The sequence below is a fragment of the Microbacterium rhizophilum genome, from assembly GCF_039605615.1.
Lineage (GTDB): Bacteria > Actinomycetota > Actinomycetes > Actinomycetales > Microbacteriaceae > Microbacterium > Microbacterium rhizophilus.
Map to the genome: position 1 here is coordinate 27,772 of NZ_JBCNUN010000011.1, position 15,661 is coordinate 43,432.

At 72.5% G+C, this 15,661-nt stretch carries 13 protein-coding genes; 7 read left to right on the plus strand and 6 right to left on the minus strand.

All coding sequences use genetic code 11. The annotated features are described in order from the left end of the window. Positions 1–87: 87 nt before the first annotated feature. From cofG to cofC, 4 genes are read left to right on the plus strand one after another with little or no spacing between them, the layout of a single operon-like run. Entirely contained in the window at positions 88–2,499 is a 2,412-nt protein-coding gene (cofG, locus tag AAD528_RS15325) for a 7,8-didemethyl-8-hydroxy-5-deazariboflavin synthase CofG (RefSeq protein ID WP_445974734.1), read from the plus strand. Next, entirely contained in the window at positions 2,496–3,977 is a 1,482-nt protein-coding gene (locus tag AAD528_RS15330) for a flavin-containing monooxygenase (protein WP_345752954.1), read from the plus strand. The genes cofG and AAD528_RS15330 overlap by 4 nt, the downstream gene beginning before the upstream one ends. Before the next feature lie 22 nt (positions 3,978–3,999). Then, positions 4,000–5,010, plus strand: a complete 1,011-nt coding sequence (fgd, locus tag AAD528_RS15335) for a glucose-6-phosphate dehydrogenase (coenzyme-F420) (RefSeq protein WP_345752955.1) — start codon at positions 4,000–4,002, stop codon at positions 5,008–5,010. A gap of 32 nt (positions 5,011–5,042) precedes the next feature. After that, positions 5,043–5,636 carry a 2-phospho-L-lactate guanylyltransferase gene (gene cofC, locus AAD528_RS15340; protein ID WP_345752956.1) on the plus strand — a complete coding sequence of 198 codons (594 nt, stop codon included), beginning with the start codon at positions 5,043–5,045 and terminating at the stop codon, positions 5,634–5,636. 31 nt (positions 5,637–5,667) lie between these two features. On the opposite strand, the gene AAD528_RS15345 is transcribed toward cofC, so the two are convergent. The 4 genes from AAD528_RS15345 to pyrE all read right to left on the minus strand — a co-directional run bounded on the left by AAD528_RS15345 (position 5,668) and on the right by pyrE (position 11,145). Then, positions 5,668–8,700: an alpha-mannosidase gene (locus tag AAD528_RS15345; protein WP_345752957.1), complete on the minus strand. Its 3,033-nt coding sequence runs from the start codon at positions 8,698–8,700 to the stop codon at positions 5,668–5,670. 82 nt (positions 8,701–8,782) lie between these two features. Then, complete coding sequence (locus AAD528_RS15350) at positions 8,783–9,433, minus strand: GntR family transcriptional regulator (protein WP_345752958.1); 651 nt, start codon at positions 9,431–9,433, stop codon at positions 8,783–8,785. A gap of 231 nt (positions 9,434–9,664) precedes the next feature. After that, complete coding sequence (locus tag AAD528_RS15355) at positions 9,665–10,567, minus strand: ROK family protein (RefSeq protein WP_345752959.1); 903 nt, start codon at positions 10,565–10,567, stop codon at positions 9,665–9,667. A 2-nt stretch (positions 10,568–10,569) separates the two neighbouring features. Further along, positions 10,570–11,145 (minus strand): orotate phosphoribosyltransferase, encoded by a 576-nt coding sequence (gene pyrE / locus AAD528_RS15360; protein WP_345752960.1) that lies wholly within the window; start codon positions 11,143–11,145, stop codon positions 10,570–10,572. Between the two features lie 186 nt (positions 11,146–11,331). Between pyrE and AAD528_RS15365 the strand changes: the two genes are divergently transcribed. Further along, positions 11,332–12,177 carry an exodeoxyribonuclease III gene (locus AAD528_RS15365; RefSeq protein ID WP_345752961.1) on the plus strand — a complete coding sequence of 282 codons (846 nt, stop codon included), beginning with the start codon at positions 11,332–11,334 and terminating at the stop codon, positions 12,175–12,177. 107 nt (positions 12,178–12,284) lie between these two features. On the opposite strand, the gene AAD528_RS15370 is transcribed toward AAD528_RS15365, so the two are convergent. After that, positions 12,285–12,980 carry a winged helix-turn-helix transcriptional regulator gene (locus AAD528_RS15370; RefSeq protein ID WP_345752962.1) on the minus strand — a complete coding sequence of 232 codons (696 nt, stop codon included), beginning with the start codon at positions 12,978–12,980 and terminating at the stop codon, positions 12,285–12,287. A 3-nt stretch (positions 12,981–12,983) separates the two neighbouring features. Next, a complete protein-coding gene (locus tag AAD528_RS15375) occupies positions 12,984–13,427 on the minus strand; it encodes a VOC family protein (protein WP_345752963.1) in 444 nt (147 codons plus the stop codon). Between the two features lie 177 nt (positions 13,428–13,604). Here AAD528_RS15375 and AAD528_RS15380 point away from each other — a divergent pair, with 177 nt between their 5' ends. Together AAD528_RS15380 and AAD528_RS15385 are read left to right on the plus strand one after the other, a co-directional pair. Beyond that, on the plus strand, positions 13,605–14,900 hold the full coding sequence (locus AAD528_RS15380; protein ID WP_345752964.1) for a sensor histidine kinase: 1,296 nt from the start codon (positions 13,605–13,607) through the stop codon (positions 14,898–14,900). Further along, positions 14,897–15,532, plus strand: coding sequence for a response regulator (locus tag AAD528_RS15385; protein WP_345752965.1), 636 nt, complete (start codon positions 14,897–14,899; stop codon positions 15,530–15,532). The genes AAD528_RS15380 and AAD528_RS15385 overlap by 4 nt, the downstream gene beginning before the upstream one ends. The last annotated feature ends 129 nt before the right edge of the window (positions 15,533–15,661 follow it).

Here is a 15,661-nt window from a genome sequence, read left to right on the forward strand (position 1 = left end):
CCGCTCTGGTGCGCGCGTCTCCTCACAGGACGGCAACGATCGGTCGGCCCTCGCTGCCGCCCGCGGTGCGAGACTGATTCGGTGACCCTGCTCGATCCGCACCGTCCCAGCCAGGGCGTCGAGTCCGGCGTCGCCGCGCTCGAGGCCGCGCTGGCCCATGCCGAGGCGGGCCGCCAGATCGGCGTCGACGACGCCGAGGCGCTGCTCGGGGCCTCGGGCTACGCGCTCGACCGCCTGCTCGCAACCGCCGCGCGGGTGCGCGACGCGGGCCTGGGGGCCATCGGGCGCGCGGGCGTCATGACCTACTCGCGCAAGGTGTTCATCCCGCTCACGACGCTGTGCCGCGACCGCTGCCACTACTGCATCTTCGTCGACACGCCCGGCCAGCTGCTCACGCAGCACAAGCCGACGTACATGTCGCGCGAGCAGGTGCTCGCCGTCGCGCGGCAGGGCCAGGCGCTCGGCTGCAAGGAGGCGCTGCTCACCCTCGGCGACCGTCCGGAGGACCGCTGGCCCGAGGCGCGTGCGTGGCTCGACGACCACGGCTACGCCTCCACGCTGGACTACGTCGCCGACATGGCGCGCGCGATCGTCGCCGAGACGGGCCTGCTGCCCCACCTGAACCCCGGGATCATGACCGCCGACGAGCTCGCGATGCTGCGTCCCGTCGCGCCGTCCATGGGCGTCATGCTCGAGACCACGTCGCGGCGCCTGTACGAGGAGCCGGGGCAGGTGCACTACGGCTCGCCCGACAAGGATCCGGATGTCCGCCTGCGGCTTCTCGAGGACGCCGGCCGGGCGCGCATCCCGTTCACCACCGGGATCCTGGTCGGGATCGGCGAGACCCTGCGCGATCGCGCCGAGTCGCTCGTCGCGCTGCGCGAGACCCAGGCCCGGCACGGTCACGTGCAGGAGATCATCGTGCAGAACTTCCGCGCGAAGCCGCGGACCGCGATGCAGGATGCGCCCGACGCCGACCTCGTCGAGTACGTCGCGGCGGTCGCCGTGGCGCGGCTCGTGATGGGGCCGGGCATGAGGATCCAGGTGCCGCCGAACCTGTCGGACCCGCAGGAGTTCGACCTGCTCGTGCGCGCCGGCGCCGACGACTGGGGCGGCGTCTCTCCGCTGACCGCCGACCACGTGAACCCCGAGCGCCCCTGGCCGCACCTGGACGACCTCGCGCGCTTCACCGCGGAGGCCGGATTCGAGCTGCGCGAGCGGCTCACGGCGCACCCGCCGTACGTGACGGACGCCTGGCTGGACCCCGCGATCCGCGACGCCACGTACGCGCTGGCGGATCCCGTCACGCGGCTCGCGCGCACCTCGCCGATCGCGCCGGCGCGTCAGGCGCCGCGCCCGCGCGCCGACGCGGGGTTCGGCGCCGTCCTCTCGCGCGCCGCGTCCGATCCCGCGTCGCTCGACGACGCCGAGTGGGAGATCCTGCTGCGCGCGTCGGGCGCCGACGCGGACGCCCTCGCCGCGACGGCCGACGACGTGCGGCGGTACACGGTCGGCGAGGCGCTCACGATCGTCGCGAACCGCAACGTGGCGTCGGCGAACTTCCGGCGCGTGCCCACCGGGGAGCCCAACACCTACGACCCGGCGGTGCTCGCGGACATCGCACGCGACGCGCTCGAGCTCGGGCTGACCGAGATCTGCGTGCAGGGCCTCGTCGCGCCGTCCGAGGACGCCGAGGCGTACCTCGACATCGCGCGGGCGATCAAGCATGCCGCTCCGGGCATGCACCTGCACGCCTTCCGCCCGCAGGACGTCGCGGACCTCGCGGACCGCTCGGGCCTCGGACTGGCGGGCGCCCTCGCGGCGATGCGCGACGCCGGCGTGGACACCGTGCCGGGCACGGGCGTCAAGGTGCTGAGCGAGCGCGTGCGGGAGCTGATCGCTCCCGGCGACCTCGAGATCGACCGGTGGCGCGAGAACATCGCCGCCGCCCATCGCGCCGGCTTCCGGTCGACATCCGTGCTGTTCTACGGGCACGTCGAGACCGCCGGCGAGCGGATCGCCCACCTTCGCGAGCTCGCGGCGATCCAGCGCGAGACGCGCGGCTTCACGGAGTTCGTGCCGATCCCGCTGCCGGAGGCGATGGGCGGCGGCGTGCCGCTGGTCCCCGGCCGCGCGCCGCTCGACGAGCACCGCGCGATGGCCGCGGTGTCGCGCCTGCTGCTGTCGGGCGTGATCCCGCACATCCAGATCCCGTGGACGCGGCACGGCATCCCCGCTTCCATCGAGCTGCTGCGCGCCGGCGGCGACGACCTCGGCGGCACGCTGCTCGACGGGCGCGTGCTGCCCGGCGCGGGTGTCGAGCGCGGCCTCGAGCTGCCCGTCCACGAGGCGCGCGCGATCGCGCGCGGCCTGTTCCGCCCGTTCCGGCAGCGCTCCACGACCTACGGCGACGTACCCGCGCGGACCGGGATGACCGCCGTGCGGACGACCCGGCTTCACGAGGAGACCCGGCTTCGCGAGGAGGATTCCCCTCGATGATCTCCTCTGGATCGAGGATCTCCTCGGGAAGCGAACGAACCGACACGGTGATCGTCGGCGCGGGCTTCGCGGGAATCGCCGCGGCGCTCGCCCTGCGCGCCGAGGGCGTCTCCGACTTCCTGATCCTCGAGCGGGCGCATGCCGTCGGCGGCACGTGGCGTGACAACATCTACCCCGGCGTCGCGTGCGACGTGCCGGCGCACCTCTACGGTCTGTCCACCCACCCGTGGCCAGGGTGGTCCCGAGCATTCGCGCCGGGCGCGGAGATCCGCGCCTACCTCGAGCGCATCGTGCGCGACGAGGGCCTCGACCGGCATCTGCGCCTCGGCACCGCCCTGACCGACGCGCGCTGGGACGAGGACCACTGGGTCGTCGCGACCGGCACTGGGCCCGGGATCATCCACGCGACGAACGTCATCCTCGCCGCGGGCCGGCTCACCGAGCCCGTGATCCCCGACATCCCCGGGCTCGCGGACTTCCCGGGGGCGGTGTTCCACTCCGCGCGGTGGGACGACCGGATCCGGATCGAGGGCGCCCGCATCGCCGTGATCGGCACGGGCGCGAGCGCCGTGCAGCTCACGCCCGAGCTCGCGCGCCGGGGCGCGGATGTCACGCTGTTCCAGCGCACGCCGGCGTGGATCGTGCCCCGCCGCGACCGCGCGTACGCCGCCGCCGAGCGCTCCACGTGGGCGGATGATCCCGCGGCGCTCGCGGCTCTGCGCGACGAGCTGCACGTCGAGGGGGAGGCGCGCTTCGCATCGCGGTCGGGCGATCCGGTCGCCGCCGCGGAGGCGCGCGACGTCGCCCTCGCGCATCTCGCGCGACAGGTGCCGGATCCGGCGCTGCGCGCCGCGCTCACGCCGGGCTACGCGTTCGGCTGCAAGCGCGTGCTGCTGAGCGACGCGTTCTACCCGGCGATCGCGGACGGATCCGTCACGCTCGAGGCCTCGGCCCTGGCCGCGGTCGACGACGACGTCCTCGTGGCCGCGAGCGGGGCCCGGCACAAGGCCGACGTCATCGTGTTGGCCACGGGCTTCGAGGCCGCGAGGCAGCCCTACGCCCGCCTCATCACCGGCGAGCACGGCCTCACGCTCGACGAGCACTGGTCGGAGGGCATGACCTCGGTCGGATCGACGCTGGTCCATGGATTCCCGAATCTGCATATCCTCAACGGGCCGAACGCCTCGCTCGGCCACAACTCCGCCGTGCTGATCATGGAGCAGCAGGCCGCGTTCTCGGCGGCCGTGGTCGCCGCGGGCCGGACCGTGCGGGTCACCGCGGAGGCCGAGGCCGACTACACCGCTGAGATCGCCGAGCGCGCGGCGGGCACACCCTGGCTCGAGGGTGGATGCCGGAATTGGTATACGGATCCGCGTTCGGGTCGCCTCACCCTGCTCTGGCCCGGCACCGTCGCCGACTTCCGCGACCGTCTCGCGCGCGTGCGCGACGACATCCTGGATCCCGCACTCATCCCCTGACCTCCGAAGAAGGAGCCCCGACATGACCATCCCGATGCGCTTCGGCTACAAGGCGTCGTCCGAGCAGTTCGGACCCCGCGAGCTGCTCGACTACGCCGTGCTGGCGGAGGAGATGGGCTTCGACTCGGTGTTCCTCTCCGACCACATGCAGCCGTGGATGCACGACGGCGGCCACGCGCCCGCCGCGCTCCCCTGGCTCGGGGCGGTCGGCGAGCGCACGAAGCGCGTGCTGCTCGGCACCTCGGTTCTCACCCCGACGTTCCGGTACCACCCGGGCGTCGTGGCCCAGGCGTTCGGCACACTCGGCGCGATGCACCCGGGCCGCATGATCCTCGGCGTCGGCACGGGCGAGGCGCTCAACGAGGTGACCCTCGGCCTGGAGTGGCCCGAGTCGCCCGAGCGCTTCCAGCGCATGAAGGAGGCGATCACCCTCATCCGCACCCTGTGGACCGAGGAGCGCGTCACGTTCGAGGGCACCTACTACTCCACGAGCAACGCGACGATCTACGACCGGCCCGAGACGCTGGTGCCGATCTACATCGGCGCGTCCGGCCCCGCGGCGACCCGCCTGGCCGGACGCATGGCCGACGGCTGGATCACCACGAGCGGCAAGGACCCGTCGCTGTACACCGACAACCTCCTGCCCGCGTTCGAGGAGGGGATCGAGAAGGGCCGCCGCTCCCCCGACGACGTCGACACCCTGATCGAGGTGAAGGTCTCGTTCCGTCCGGATCTCGCCCAGGCGAAGGAGAACACGCGCTTCTGGGCGCCGCTGGCGCTCAAGCCCGAGGAGAAGACCGGCATCCACGACCCGATCGAGATGCAGCGCCGCGCCGAGGAGCTGCCGATCGACCGCGCCGCGTCCCGCTTCATCGTGTCGGACGACGTCGAGCAGCACATCGAGGCCATCGCGACCTACGTCGAGCTCGGCTTCCGGCACCTCGTCTTCCACGACCCCGGCCACGACCAGGAGGCGTTCCTGCGCCTGTACGGCGAGCAGGTGCTGCCGCGCCTGCGCGAGCGCTTCCGTTGACCGGGGTCCCGTCGTCCGGGAGCTGGACGGTCGTGATCCCGGTCAAGGGGTCGACCGGCAAGTCACGCCTTGCGCATCCGGACCGCGCGGAGCTCGCCTCGGCGATCGCGCTCGACACGATCGAGGCCGTATGCGGCGCGCGGCATGTTGCCGAGGTCGTGGTGGTGACGTCGGACGGCCAGCTCGCCGTGCGGACGGTCAGCGAGGTGGGCGGGGGCCGCAGGCCCGAGGTCCGCGTGGTGCCCGACCCGGGCGCGGGCCTCAACCCGGCGATCACCGCCGGCCTGACCGCCGCGCGCCCCGACCGGCCGCGCGCCGCCCTGCTCGGCGACCTGCCGGCCTTGACCGCGGCCGACCTCGACGCGGCGCTCGACCTCGCCGCCGCGCACGAGCGCGCCTTCGTCCCGGACGCAGAGGGCACGGGCACGACCCTCATCACCGCGTCGGCCGGGGCGCCGATCGAGCCCGCGTTCGGCGCCGCCTCCGCCGCGCGCCACGCGGCATCCGGATTCGCGTCGCTGCCGATCCCGGCGGCGTCCACCCTGCGCCGCGACGTCGACACGGCCGACCAGCTGAGCGTCGCGGCCCACCTCGGCCTCGGCCCGCGCACCTCCGCCCTGCTCTGAGCCCGCACCCCGGTCGCTGAGCGACCGGGCGTCAGAGCGTGACCCGCAGCGTGCGCACCTCGAACGGGGTGAGCGCGAGGGCGACGTCGCGGCCGCCCACGAGCTCGACCGGCGCGAGCGACGGGTCCGCGTCCTCGATGAGCGACACGGTCGCGACGGACGACACGGCGCGGCCGAACCGCAGGCCCGCCGCCGTGCGACGCCCGTACGGCTCGTACACGCGCACGATCAGGTCGCCCGAGCGGTCCGCGGCGAGCTTGACCGACGACACCAGCGCACCGCCCGACGCCTCCACGACGGGCGCCACGGGCGATCCGGTCGCCGCACGCAGCGGCAGGTTCATCGCCAGGCCCGCGGCGGTCGCGTCCTCGATGCCGACGCCGATCACGAGCGCGTAGCGGTGGGTCTGCTCGCCCTGATCCGTCTCGGGATCGGGGAAGCGCGGTGCGCGCAGCAGCGACAACCGCACCGTGGTCGTGACGCCGTGCTCGGGCGTCGAGTCGCGCGTGACGTCGTAGCCGTACGTCGAGTCGGTCGCGAGCGCGACGCCGAAGCCGGGCTCCTCCACGTGCACGAAGCGGTGCATGGAGGTCTCGAACTTCGCCGCCTCCCAGCTCGTGTTGGTGTGCGTGACGCGCTTGACGTAGCCGAACTGCGTCTCGGCCGCCGTGTGCTCGGCATGGATGTCGAGTGGGAACGCGACCTTGAGGAACTTCTCGGTCTCGTGCCAGTCGGCCGTCTGCGCGATCTCGAGCACGGGGGATCCGGCCCGCAGCGTGAGGCGCTGGGCCAGCGACGACTGCGAGAACCGGCGCGACACGGTCACCGAGACGCCGTCCGCTGTCTCCTCGACCGTCATCGACTCCACGTCGCGCAGGTCGTCGACGCGGTTGCGGTAGTAGCGGTCGACGTCCCACGCGTCCCACATGTTCGGGAAGTCCTGGTGCAGCTGCAGCAGGTTCGCCTCGGACCCGGCCGGGATCGCATCGCGCCCGCTGGCCAGGTCGACCGCCGACGTGATGAGCCCGTCGGCCGTGATCACGACCCGGACGATCCCGTTGTCGAGCACGTAGCCGCCGGCCTCGGGCGAGACCGTGACGGAGCCGGATGCCGCCGCCGGCGCGGCCGCCCCGAGGGCCGCGACGCCGCCCTGCGCGATCGGCGCGGCGTTGAACACGACCGTCTCGTCGCCCCATCCGGCGAGCGCCGCCAGCGACCACTGGATCAGTGCCTCCGCCGCGACGGCCACGCGCGCGTACTGCTCGACGGCCTCGCGATGCACCCACGCGATCGAGGTGCCCGGCAGGATGTCGTGGAACTGCTGTAGCAGCACCTGCTGCCACAGCGCGTCGAGCTCGTCGTAGGGGTACTCGGCGCCGGTCCAGAACGCGGCCGACGCGGCCCACAGCTCGGCCTCGATCAGCAGGTGCTCTGTGCGGCGGTTGCCCTGCTTGGTCCTGTGCTGGCTCGTGAGCGTCGCACGGTGCAGCTCCAGGTACAGCTCGCCGACCCACACGGGCGGCTGCGGCAGCTGCTCCCTGGCGCGGTCGAAGAACGCGTCCGGATGCTCCCACCGCACCTTCGCCGACCCCTCGAGATCCGCGAGGCGCCGGGCCTTGCCCGTCATCTCGCGCGTCGTGCCGCCGCCGCCGTCTCCCCACCCGACCGGGGCGATCGACCCGTTCGCGAGACGCGACTCCCGGAACTGGCGGGACGCGCGCGCCACCTCCGATCCGGACAGCTGCGAGCTGTAGGTGTCCATCGGGGGGAAGTGGCTGAGGATCCGGGACCCGTCGATGCCCTCCCACGCGAACGTGTGGTGCGGGAAGCGGTTCACCTGATTCCAGGAGATCTTCTGCGTGAAGAACCACTCGAAGCCCGCGCGCCGGATCAGCTGGGGCAGCGCCGGCGAGTAGCCGAACGAGTCGGGCAGCCACACGCCCTTCGAGCGGATGCCGAACTCGCGCTCGAAGAACCGCTGGCCGTACAGGAACTGACGGACGAGCGCCTCGCCCGTGGGCATCACGGTGTCCGACTCGACCCACATCCCGCCGAGCGGCAGGAACCGGCCCTCGGCTACGGCCTCGCGAACCTTCTCGTACACCTCGGGGCGGTGCCGCTTGATCCACGCGTACTGCTGCGCACTCGACATGCCGTAGAGGAAGTCGTCGGTCTCGCCGATCAGGTCGGTCATGGACGACGTCGTGCGTGCGACCTTGCGGATCGTCTCCCGCACGGGCCACAGCCACGCCGAGTCGATGTGCGCGTGGCCGACCGCCGAGATCTCGTGCGCCGACGCCTCGGCCGGCGACGCGAGCGCCGGGGCGAGCGCGGCGCGCGCCTCCGCGGCCGTGGCCGCTATGCGCTGCAGGTCGAGCAGGTCCAGCGCGTCGTCGAGCGCCTGCAGGATGCGCATGCGCCGCGGCGCCGACGGGGGCAGCTCGGCCTGCAGCTCGAGCAGCACCTCGATGTCGAGCGCGAGCTCGAACACCTCCCGGTCGAACACCGCGAGGTCGAAGTGGCGCGTCGTGTAGAGCTTCTTCGGCGAGGACGTGCGGATGTCGCCCTCCTGCGTGGGCAGGAAGGGGTGCCCCGTCCGCCAGTGAGCGACGTCGAGCAGCACCGGATTCGACGCCGCCTCGATCAGGAACTCGACCCGCTCGCCGCCCGCCGCGGCATCCGCGATCCTGACCCACTGATTGCGCGGGTTGAGGGACTTCACGGGCGTGCCGTCGGGCAGGTGGACGAGGCCCTCGCACTGGAAGCCAGTCATATCGACGTCGAAGCCCAGGTCGACCACCGCCTCCACGCGCTGCCCGGCCCACTCCGCCGGCACGGTGCCGCGCACGCGGAACCAGGTCGTGCCCCACGCGGCGCCCCACGGCGATCCGACCTCGAACGGCGCGTAGTCGAGAGCGAGGCCGTCGGCCGGCGCGATGGGCTCGCCCGGCAGCTCGTGCACGCCCACCTCGAGCGGGACGCGCAGGGCGTGGACCGCGGGCTGGATCCGCTCCTTCAGCACGCGGGTCGCGCGGCCGACGGTGAGTGGGATGTCGTCATGCATGGGGATGGGTGCTCCGGATCGAGGACGAGCGGTCTGCATCAGGGGCGAGCTGACGCGCCCCGCCACACCGAGACAACCATCCTCAGCGCTCGGCGCGACGTGCCTCGCCGAGCATGGCCTCGCGGATCGACGCCAGGTGCGCGCGCATGGCCGCCGCGGCATCCGCGGGCGATCCGGACTCCAGCGCGTCGAGGATCCGCTCGTGCTCGGCGATCTCCTGCGGCTGGGTCATGTAGCGCTGCATGCCCGTGAGGATGTGGTGCGCCCGCGAGGTCTCGTCGAGCGGGCCCGCGATGGCCTCGGCCAGGCGCGTGTTCCCCGACGCCGTGGCGATCGCACGATGGAAGTCGCGGGCGTCCCGCATGGCCTCCAGCGGCTCCTCCCCCGCGTGCGCGCGCTGCGTGTCGATCACGCCATGGAGCAGCGCGAGCTCGTGGCGCGTGATGCGCGACGCGGCCGCGGCGGCGGCGTGCGGCTCGAGCAGCTCGCGCAGGGTGAGCACGTCCTCGACGTCGCGCAGGGCCATCGGGCGCACCAGGTAGCCCTTCTTGGGCAGCACCGCCACGAGGCCCTCGCCGGCCAGGCGCCCGAGTGCCTCGCGCACCGGTGTCTTCGAGACCCCGAACTCGTCGGCCAGGCGCGGCTCCACCACCATCGACCCGGGCTCGAGCGCCCCGGTCAGGATGCGGGCGCGCAGGTCGTCGGTGAGCCTGTCCGTCAGCGATGCGGCCATCTCTACTCCGTCGTTCCGGCCTCGTCGTCGAGCGCCGATCGATCACCCGGGCATCCCCCGGGCGGACCCCCAGTCCTATCATCGTCGCTCGGGCCTTTGTTGACAGAGTGCCGAAGGTCCCTGCGCTCGGTCGCGCGTGAAAGATGTCTCGGTCGAGCACGGCTTCTGCCTCGGCGCCCGCCGCGCGGTCGTCGCCTGCCGGAGCCGCCGAGGCGCTGAGAGGCTGGGGCCTCAGCGCAGCACGAGGGCGGCGGCGCCCACGAGCGGGCCCTCGTCGCCGAGCGCGCTGCGCACGACGCGCGTCGCCCGCGCGTAGGGCAGCACGGCCGTGCGCCGCAGGGCGGCGGCCGCGAGATCGACGTAGTCGTCCGAGACGCGCGAGAAGCCGCCGCTGATCGCGATGACCTCGAGGTCGAGCAGCGTCGAGGCGTTCGCGAGGCCGAGGCCCACCATCGCGGCGGAGCGCTCGATCGCCGCGCGGGCGATCCGGTCGCCGTTCGCGGCGTCACGCGCGATGTCCTCGCCGGTCTCCCCCGTCCATCCCTCGCCCCGCGCCCAGTTCACGCTCGACGGGCCCGAGGCGATCTCCTCGAGCGTCAGGTCGCCGATGACGGTCTGCCCGAGATGCCCGGCATTGCCCGAGGCTCCGCCGATGGGGGCGCCGTCCACGACGATCCCGCCGCCCACCCCCGTCGAGACGACGATCGAGAGCGAGGCGCGCGATCCCGCGGCCGCGCCGATCCAGGACTCGGCGAGGGCGAGGCAGCCGCCGTCGTGCCGCAGACGCACCGGCACGTCGTCCGCGCCGAGCACCTCGGCCGCCGAGCGCCGCGCGGTCTCGACGAGGCCGTACCCTCGCAGCTCGGGCATGTTGACCGGGTGGATCGCGCCCGCCACGAGGTCGATCGGGCCGGCGCTGCCGATGCCGACGCCCGCGAACTCCGCGTCCGACGGCAGGTGCGCCAGCGCCTGCGCGACGGTCGTCGCGATCGCGGCGTCGAGGTCCGCGGGCGTGGCGGTGCGCCCCGTGGGGCGACGGTTGCGGCTGCCCGGCAGGACGGATCCGTCCTCCGCGACCAGGGCCGCGTCCAGTTTGGTGCCGCCCAGGTCGAGGGCGAGCGCGAAGCGCGTCATGCCTACTGGGGGTCGAGACCGAGGTCGACGAGGCCGATGGCCGCGCGCCACTCGAGGCCCTCGGCCTCGATCGCGGCCTGGGCGCCGGTCGAGCGGTCGACGATCACCGCGACGGCCACGACCTCCGCGCCTTCGCGGCGCAGCGCCTCGACGGCCTTGAGGGCCGACTGGCCGGTGGTGGACGTGTCCTCGACCACGACCACGCGCCGTCCCTTGACGTCCGCGCCCTCGATCTGGCGGCCGCGGCCGTGGTCCTTCGGCTCCTTGCGGACGACGAACGCGTCGACCGGGCGATCCGAGCGTGCCGACTCGTGCATCACCGCGTTGGCGATCGGGTCGGCGCCGAGCGTGAGGCCGCCGACCGCGACGACATCCGGGATGTCCGCGATCAGGTCCCGCATGATGCGTCCGATCACGGGGGCGGCGCGGTGATCGAGGGTCAGCTTGCGCATGTCGACGTAGTACGTCGCCTTCTTGCCGCTCGAGAGCGTGAAGTCGCCGTGGAACACCGCCTCGTCCTTGATCAGGCGGACGAGCGCCTGGCGGTCCTCTTCGAGCTCGGGCGTGGATGCGGCCATGAGGGCCAGTCTAGAAGTCGCGGCGGATCGACCGCGCCTCGCCCAGGAGCTCGGCGAGCGCGTGCCGGCCGATCCGCTGGATCCAGGCGAAGATTTCTTCGAAACTCGTTGGCCACCACCTTCGGTATTGCCGGTCGCGTGCCGGCGCGAACGGCGACGTCGGCACCCCTCATTAGGCTGGACGGCATGCGGCTTGCCACCTGGAACGTGAACTCCATCCGCGCGCGCGTGGGGCGCATCGTCGCCTTCGCAGAGCGCGAGCACATCGACGTGCTCGCCATGCAGGAGATCAAGTGCAAGCCCGAGCAGTTCCCCTTCGCGGAGTTCGAGGCCGCCGGCTATCACGTCGAGGCGCACGGACTGAACCAGTGGAACGGCGTCGCCATCGCGAGCCGCGAGCCCATCCAGGACGTCGAGTATTCCTTTCCGGGAATGCCCGGATTCCTGAAGGACCATGACGGCCCCGATGCGCCCCTCGAAGCCCGCGCGATCGGCGCCACCGTGGGCGGCGTCCGCGTCTGGAGCCTCTACGTGCCCAACGGCCGCTCCCTGCAGGATCCGCACTACGTCTACAAGCTGCACTGGCTGAAGGCGCTCGAGGAGCACACCCGCCAGACCCTCGCCGCCCAGCCCGACCTCCCGCTCGCACTCGTCGGCGACTTCAACATCGCGCCGACCGACGCGGACAACGGCGACCCGCAGGTCGTCGAGGGCGTCACGACCCACGTCTCCCCCGCCGAGCGCGAGGCGTTCGCGGCCCTCGAGTCGGCCGGGCTCAGCGACGTCGTCCGCCCCCTCGTGCCCCAGGGCTACACCTACTGGGACTACAAGGCGCTGAAATTCCCCCGCAACCAGGGACTTCGCATCGACTTCATCCTCGGCTCCCGCGCCCTCGCGGATGCCGTGGCGGGTGCCGCGATCCATCGCGACGAGCGCAAGGGCGACGCCCCCAGCGACCACGTGCCGGTCGTCGTCGACCTCGACTTCCCGAGCGGGGACGAGGACGACGACGTCCCGATGATCTTCGGCTGACCCGAGCGAGGGGCTACGACGGTCGCTTCGGCTCGCAGGCGCGCGCAGCAGCCGGGCCGGCCATCGAGCGAGCGAGCGAGTCGAGATCACCCGCTGAAGGTCGACGGTCAGGCGGCTCGCTCCCCTGGCTCGATGTGGAACGTCGCCGCGAAGCGCGCCAGCAGCGCGGGGTCGCCGTCAACGACGTGCACGTGTCCCCCGGCGATCGCATCGTCCGGCGACAGCTCCCCCGAGATGACGCGCCGGATCGCCGGCCCGGCCGCGATCCGGACGTCGGGCTCCACGTCCGGGAGCGCCCCGCCCACCGGTGGGGCTGCGGGCGCGATCTGCCACACCTGCAGCGCTCCCCCGGCCACCCGCGCGCCGAGCGTCACGAGGCCGACCGCCAGCTCGTATGTCGTCTCCGGCATGCTCCCGCCGACGTCCACCCGGTACGCGGTCCGCAATGCCATGGTGAGCGAGTCCGCCGTGACGATGTCGCCCTCGCCCGGGTCACCCATCTGCTGGAAACCCCATCGTCCCAGCGCGAGCACGATCGGCTCGAGCTCGCGCCCGTACTCGGTCAGCTCGTACACCAGACCGCACCGCGGAATCGGGACGCGGCGCACGACGCCGCCCTCCTGCAGCTCCTTGAGGCGGGTGCTGAGGATGTTCGTCGGGATCTTCGGCAGTCCCTGCTTGAGGTCCGTGTAGCGCCGCGGGCCGACGAGCAGGTCGCGCACGATGAGCAGCGCCCATCGCTCCCCGACCCGCTCGACGGCCGTCGTCACGCCGCAGTACTGCCCGTAGCTGCGCGAGGCCACGCGTCAGCCCTGCGGGATGCCCTGCTCCGCCCACGCCTCGGGGCCCTGCTCGGCGGCGACCGGATCCATCCACATGAACTCGATGATGTTGCCGTCGAGGTCGTTGAGGCTGACCTGGTACATGAAGCCGTAGTCCTTGGCCTCGCCGTTCTGCGTGCCCCCCGCGACGAGCACCGCGTCCCGGATCGCGTCGACGCCGTCGCGCGACTCGCGGCTCAGCGCCGTGATCACCTGTGCGCCCGCCGCGGGGTCGTAGACGGGCTTGTCGGTGAAGGAGGCGAAGTACTCCTTCGTGAGGATCATGAAGAAGACGTTCTCGTCCCACTTCACGCAGGCGGCGTTGTCATCCGTGAACTCGGGCACCATCTCGGCGCCGAGCGCGGTGTAGAAGTCCTTCGCCTTCGGCAGATCGGCCGTCGGCAGGTTGACGAAGATGTGCGTGACCATGACGTTCTCCTGCTTCGCTGCTGGGGCGCGGATGGCCCCGCCGTGCTGGATCCGGGTGGGTCCGACGTCATGCTTGCAAAAAACAAGTGCGTGGACAAGACCTCTCGCGAAGGATCTTTCACGCGCGTCCGTCGCGCGGGGGAGGAGAGGCGACTCGCGGTTCCGTAGCGTGGGGGCATGGCGCTCCTCACGCGTACACCAGCCGCGGGCCCGGCATCCCCGGCGTCCGGCAGCACCCCGCGCGCCCGGCCTTCCGCGCGCGACCTGCGGATGGACATCCTGCTGGCGATCGGGCTGTTCGTCGCCTCGGTGCTGAGCGTGGCACTGTCCACGGTGTCCCAGCTGTTCACGTTCCGCGACGACGCGGGAGCCTGGCCGCTGCTGCTGGCGGCCCTCACGACGCTGCCGCTCGCCGCGCGGCGCCGGTTCCCGATCGCCGTCGCGGTGACGATCGCCGCCGCCTACTTCGCCGGGGTCACGCTCGAGATGATCGAGCTCTACGTGAGTCAGGTCACGATGTTCGTGTCGTTCTACACGATCGGCGCGTGGGTCGACGACCGTCGCCGTGCGGCGTGGAGCCGCGGCGTGATCATCGCGGGCATGTTCGTGTGGATGCTCGCAACGACATATCTCGGTGCGGTGAACCCAGGGGAGCATACGCCGGACACCGCGGGCGCCTTCTCCCCGTACGTCGCGTACATGCTCATCATGTGGCTCGTCAACGCGGCGTACTTCGGCGGCGCCTACTACCTCGGCGATCGCGCCTACGCCGCGGCGCGCGATCGCGAGGCGCTCCGACGCCGCTCGCGTGAACTCGAGGAGGAGCGCGAGATGTCGGCCGCGCAGGCCGTCACCCTGGACCGCATCCGGATCGCTCGCGAGCTCCACGACGTCGTCGCCCATCACGTCTCCGCGATGGGCGTGCAGGCGGGTGCGGCGCGCACGGTGCTCGCCCGGGATCCGGATGCCGCGACGGGAATATTGAGTTCGGTCGAGCAGTCCGCGCGCTCGGCGATCGACGAGCTGCACCTGCTGCTCGACACGCTCCGCGCACCTGGCCTGGGTGACGAGGCCGCCTCCACCCTGCGGATCGACGGCCTGGCGGCGCTCGCGCACGAGACGTCCGCGGCCGGCACCCCGACCACCTTCCAGGTCGTGGGCGAGCCGCTCGAGGTTCCCGAGACGGTGCACGTCAGCCTGTACCGGATCGCGCAGGAGGCCCTCACGAACGCCCGGCGGCACGCGGGACCCGACGTGACGGCGGACATGCGGCTGCGGTATGCGAGCGACGCCGTCGAGCTCGAGGTCTCCAACACGGGCCGGGCGCCCGCGAACGCCCGTCCCGGGCTCGGTCAGCTCGGCATGCGCGAGCGCGCGATCGCGTCGGGCGGGTCGCTCGAGTTCGGCCCGCGCGACCGCGGCGGCTACCTCGTGCGCGTGCGCGTGCCGGTGCCCGGCGGGAGCGCGGCATGACTCCGCGCGTCCTGCTCGTCGACGACCACGCGACCATGCGGATGGGCTTCCGCACGATCCTCGAGGCCTCCGGGATCGCCGTGGCGGGGGAGGCGGCGACCGGCGCCGCCGCCGTCGCTGCCGCGGCCGCCCTGTCGCCCGACGTGATCCTGATGGACGTGCAGATGCCCGACATGGACGGCATCGAGGCGACCCGGCGGATCCTCGGCGCGGACCGCGCACCCCGGATCCTGATCGTGACGACCTTCGACCGCGACGACTACCTGTTCGCGGCGCTCGATGCGGGGGCGAGCGGCTTCCTGCTGAAGAACGCCGGCCCCGAGGAGCTCGTCGCGGCCGTGCGCGTCGTCGCGGCCGGCGACGCGCTGCTCGCCCCGGAGGTCACGCGCCGCGTGATCGAGCGCCACGCGCGGCCCGCCGCGGCGCCGGTGGCGTCCGATCCCGGGTTCACCGAGCGGGAGGGCGAGGTGCTGCGCCTGCTCGCCGACGCGCTCAGCAATGCCGAGATCGCGGAGCGGCTCTTCATCGGCGAGGCCACCGTAAAGACGCACGTCTCGAACATCCTGCAGAAGCTCGGCGCGCGCGACCGCGTCGCCGCCGTCGTCTACGCCCACCGCCAGGGCCTCGCCTGACCAACCCTCCCGAGAACACGTGCTCTCCCCGAGAACACTCCGTTTCGGCGCATGTCATGTCGCAGGACATTGGTGACAGTTCTGTATCAGGACATCGGTGACACTTCGGGTGTGTTTGGTGGTGACACT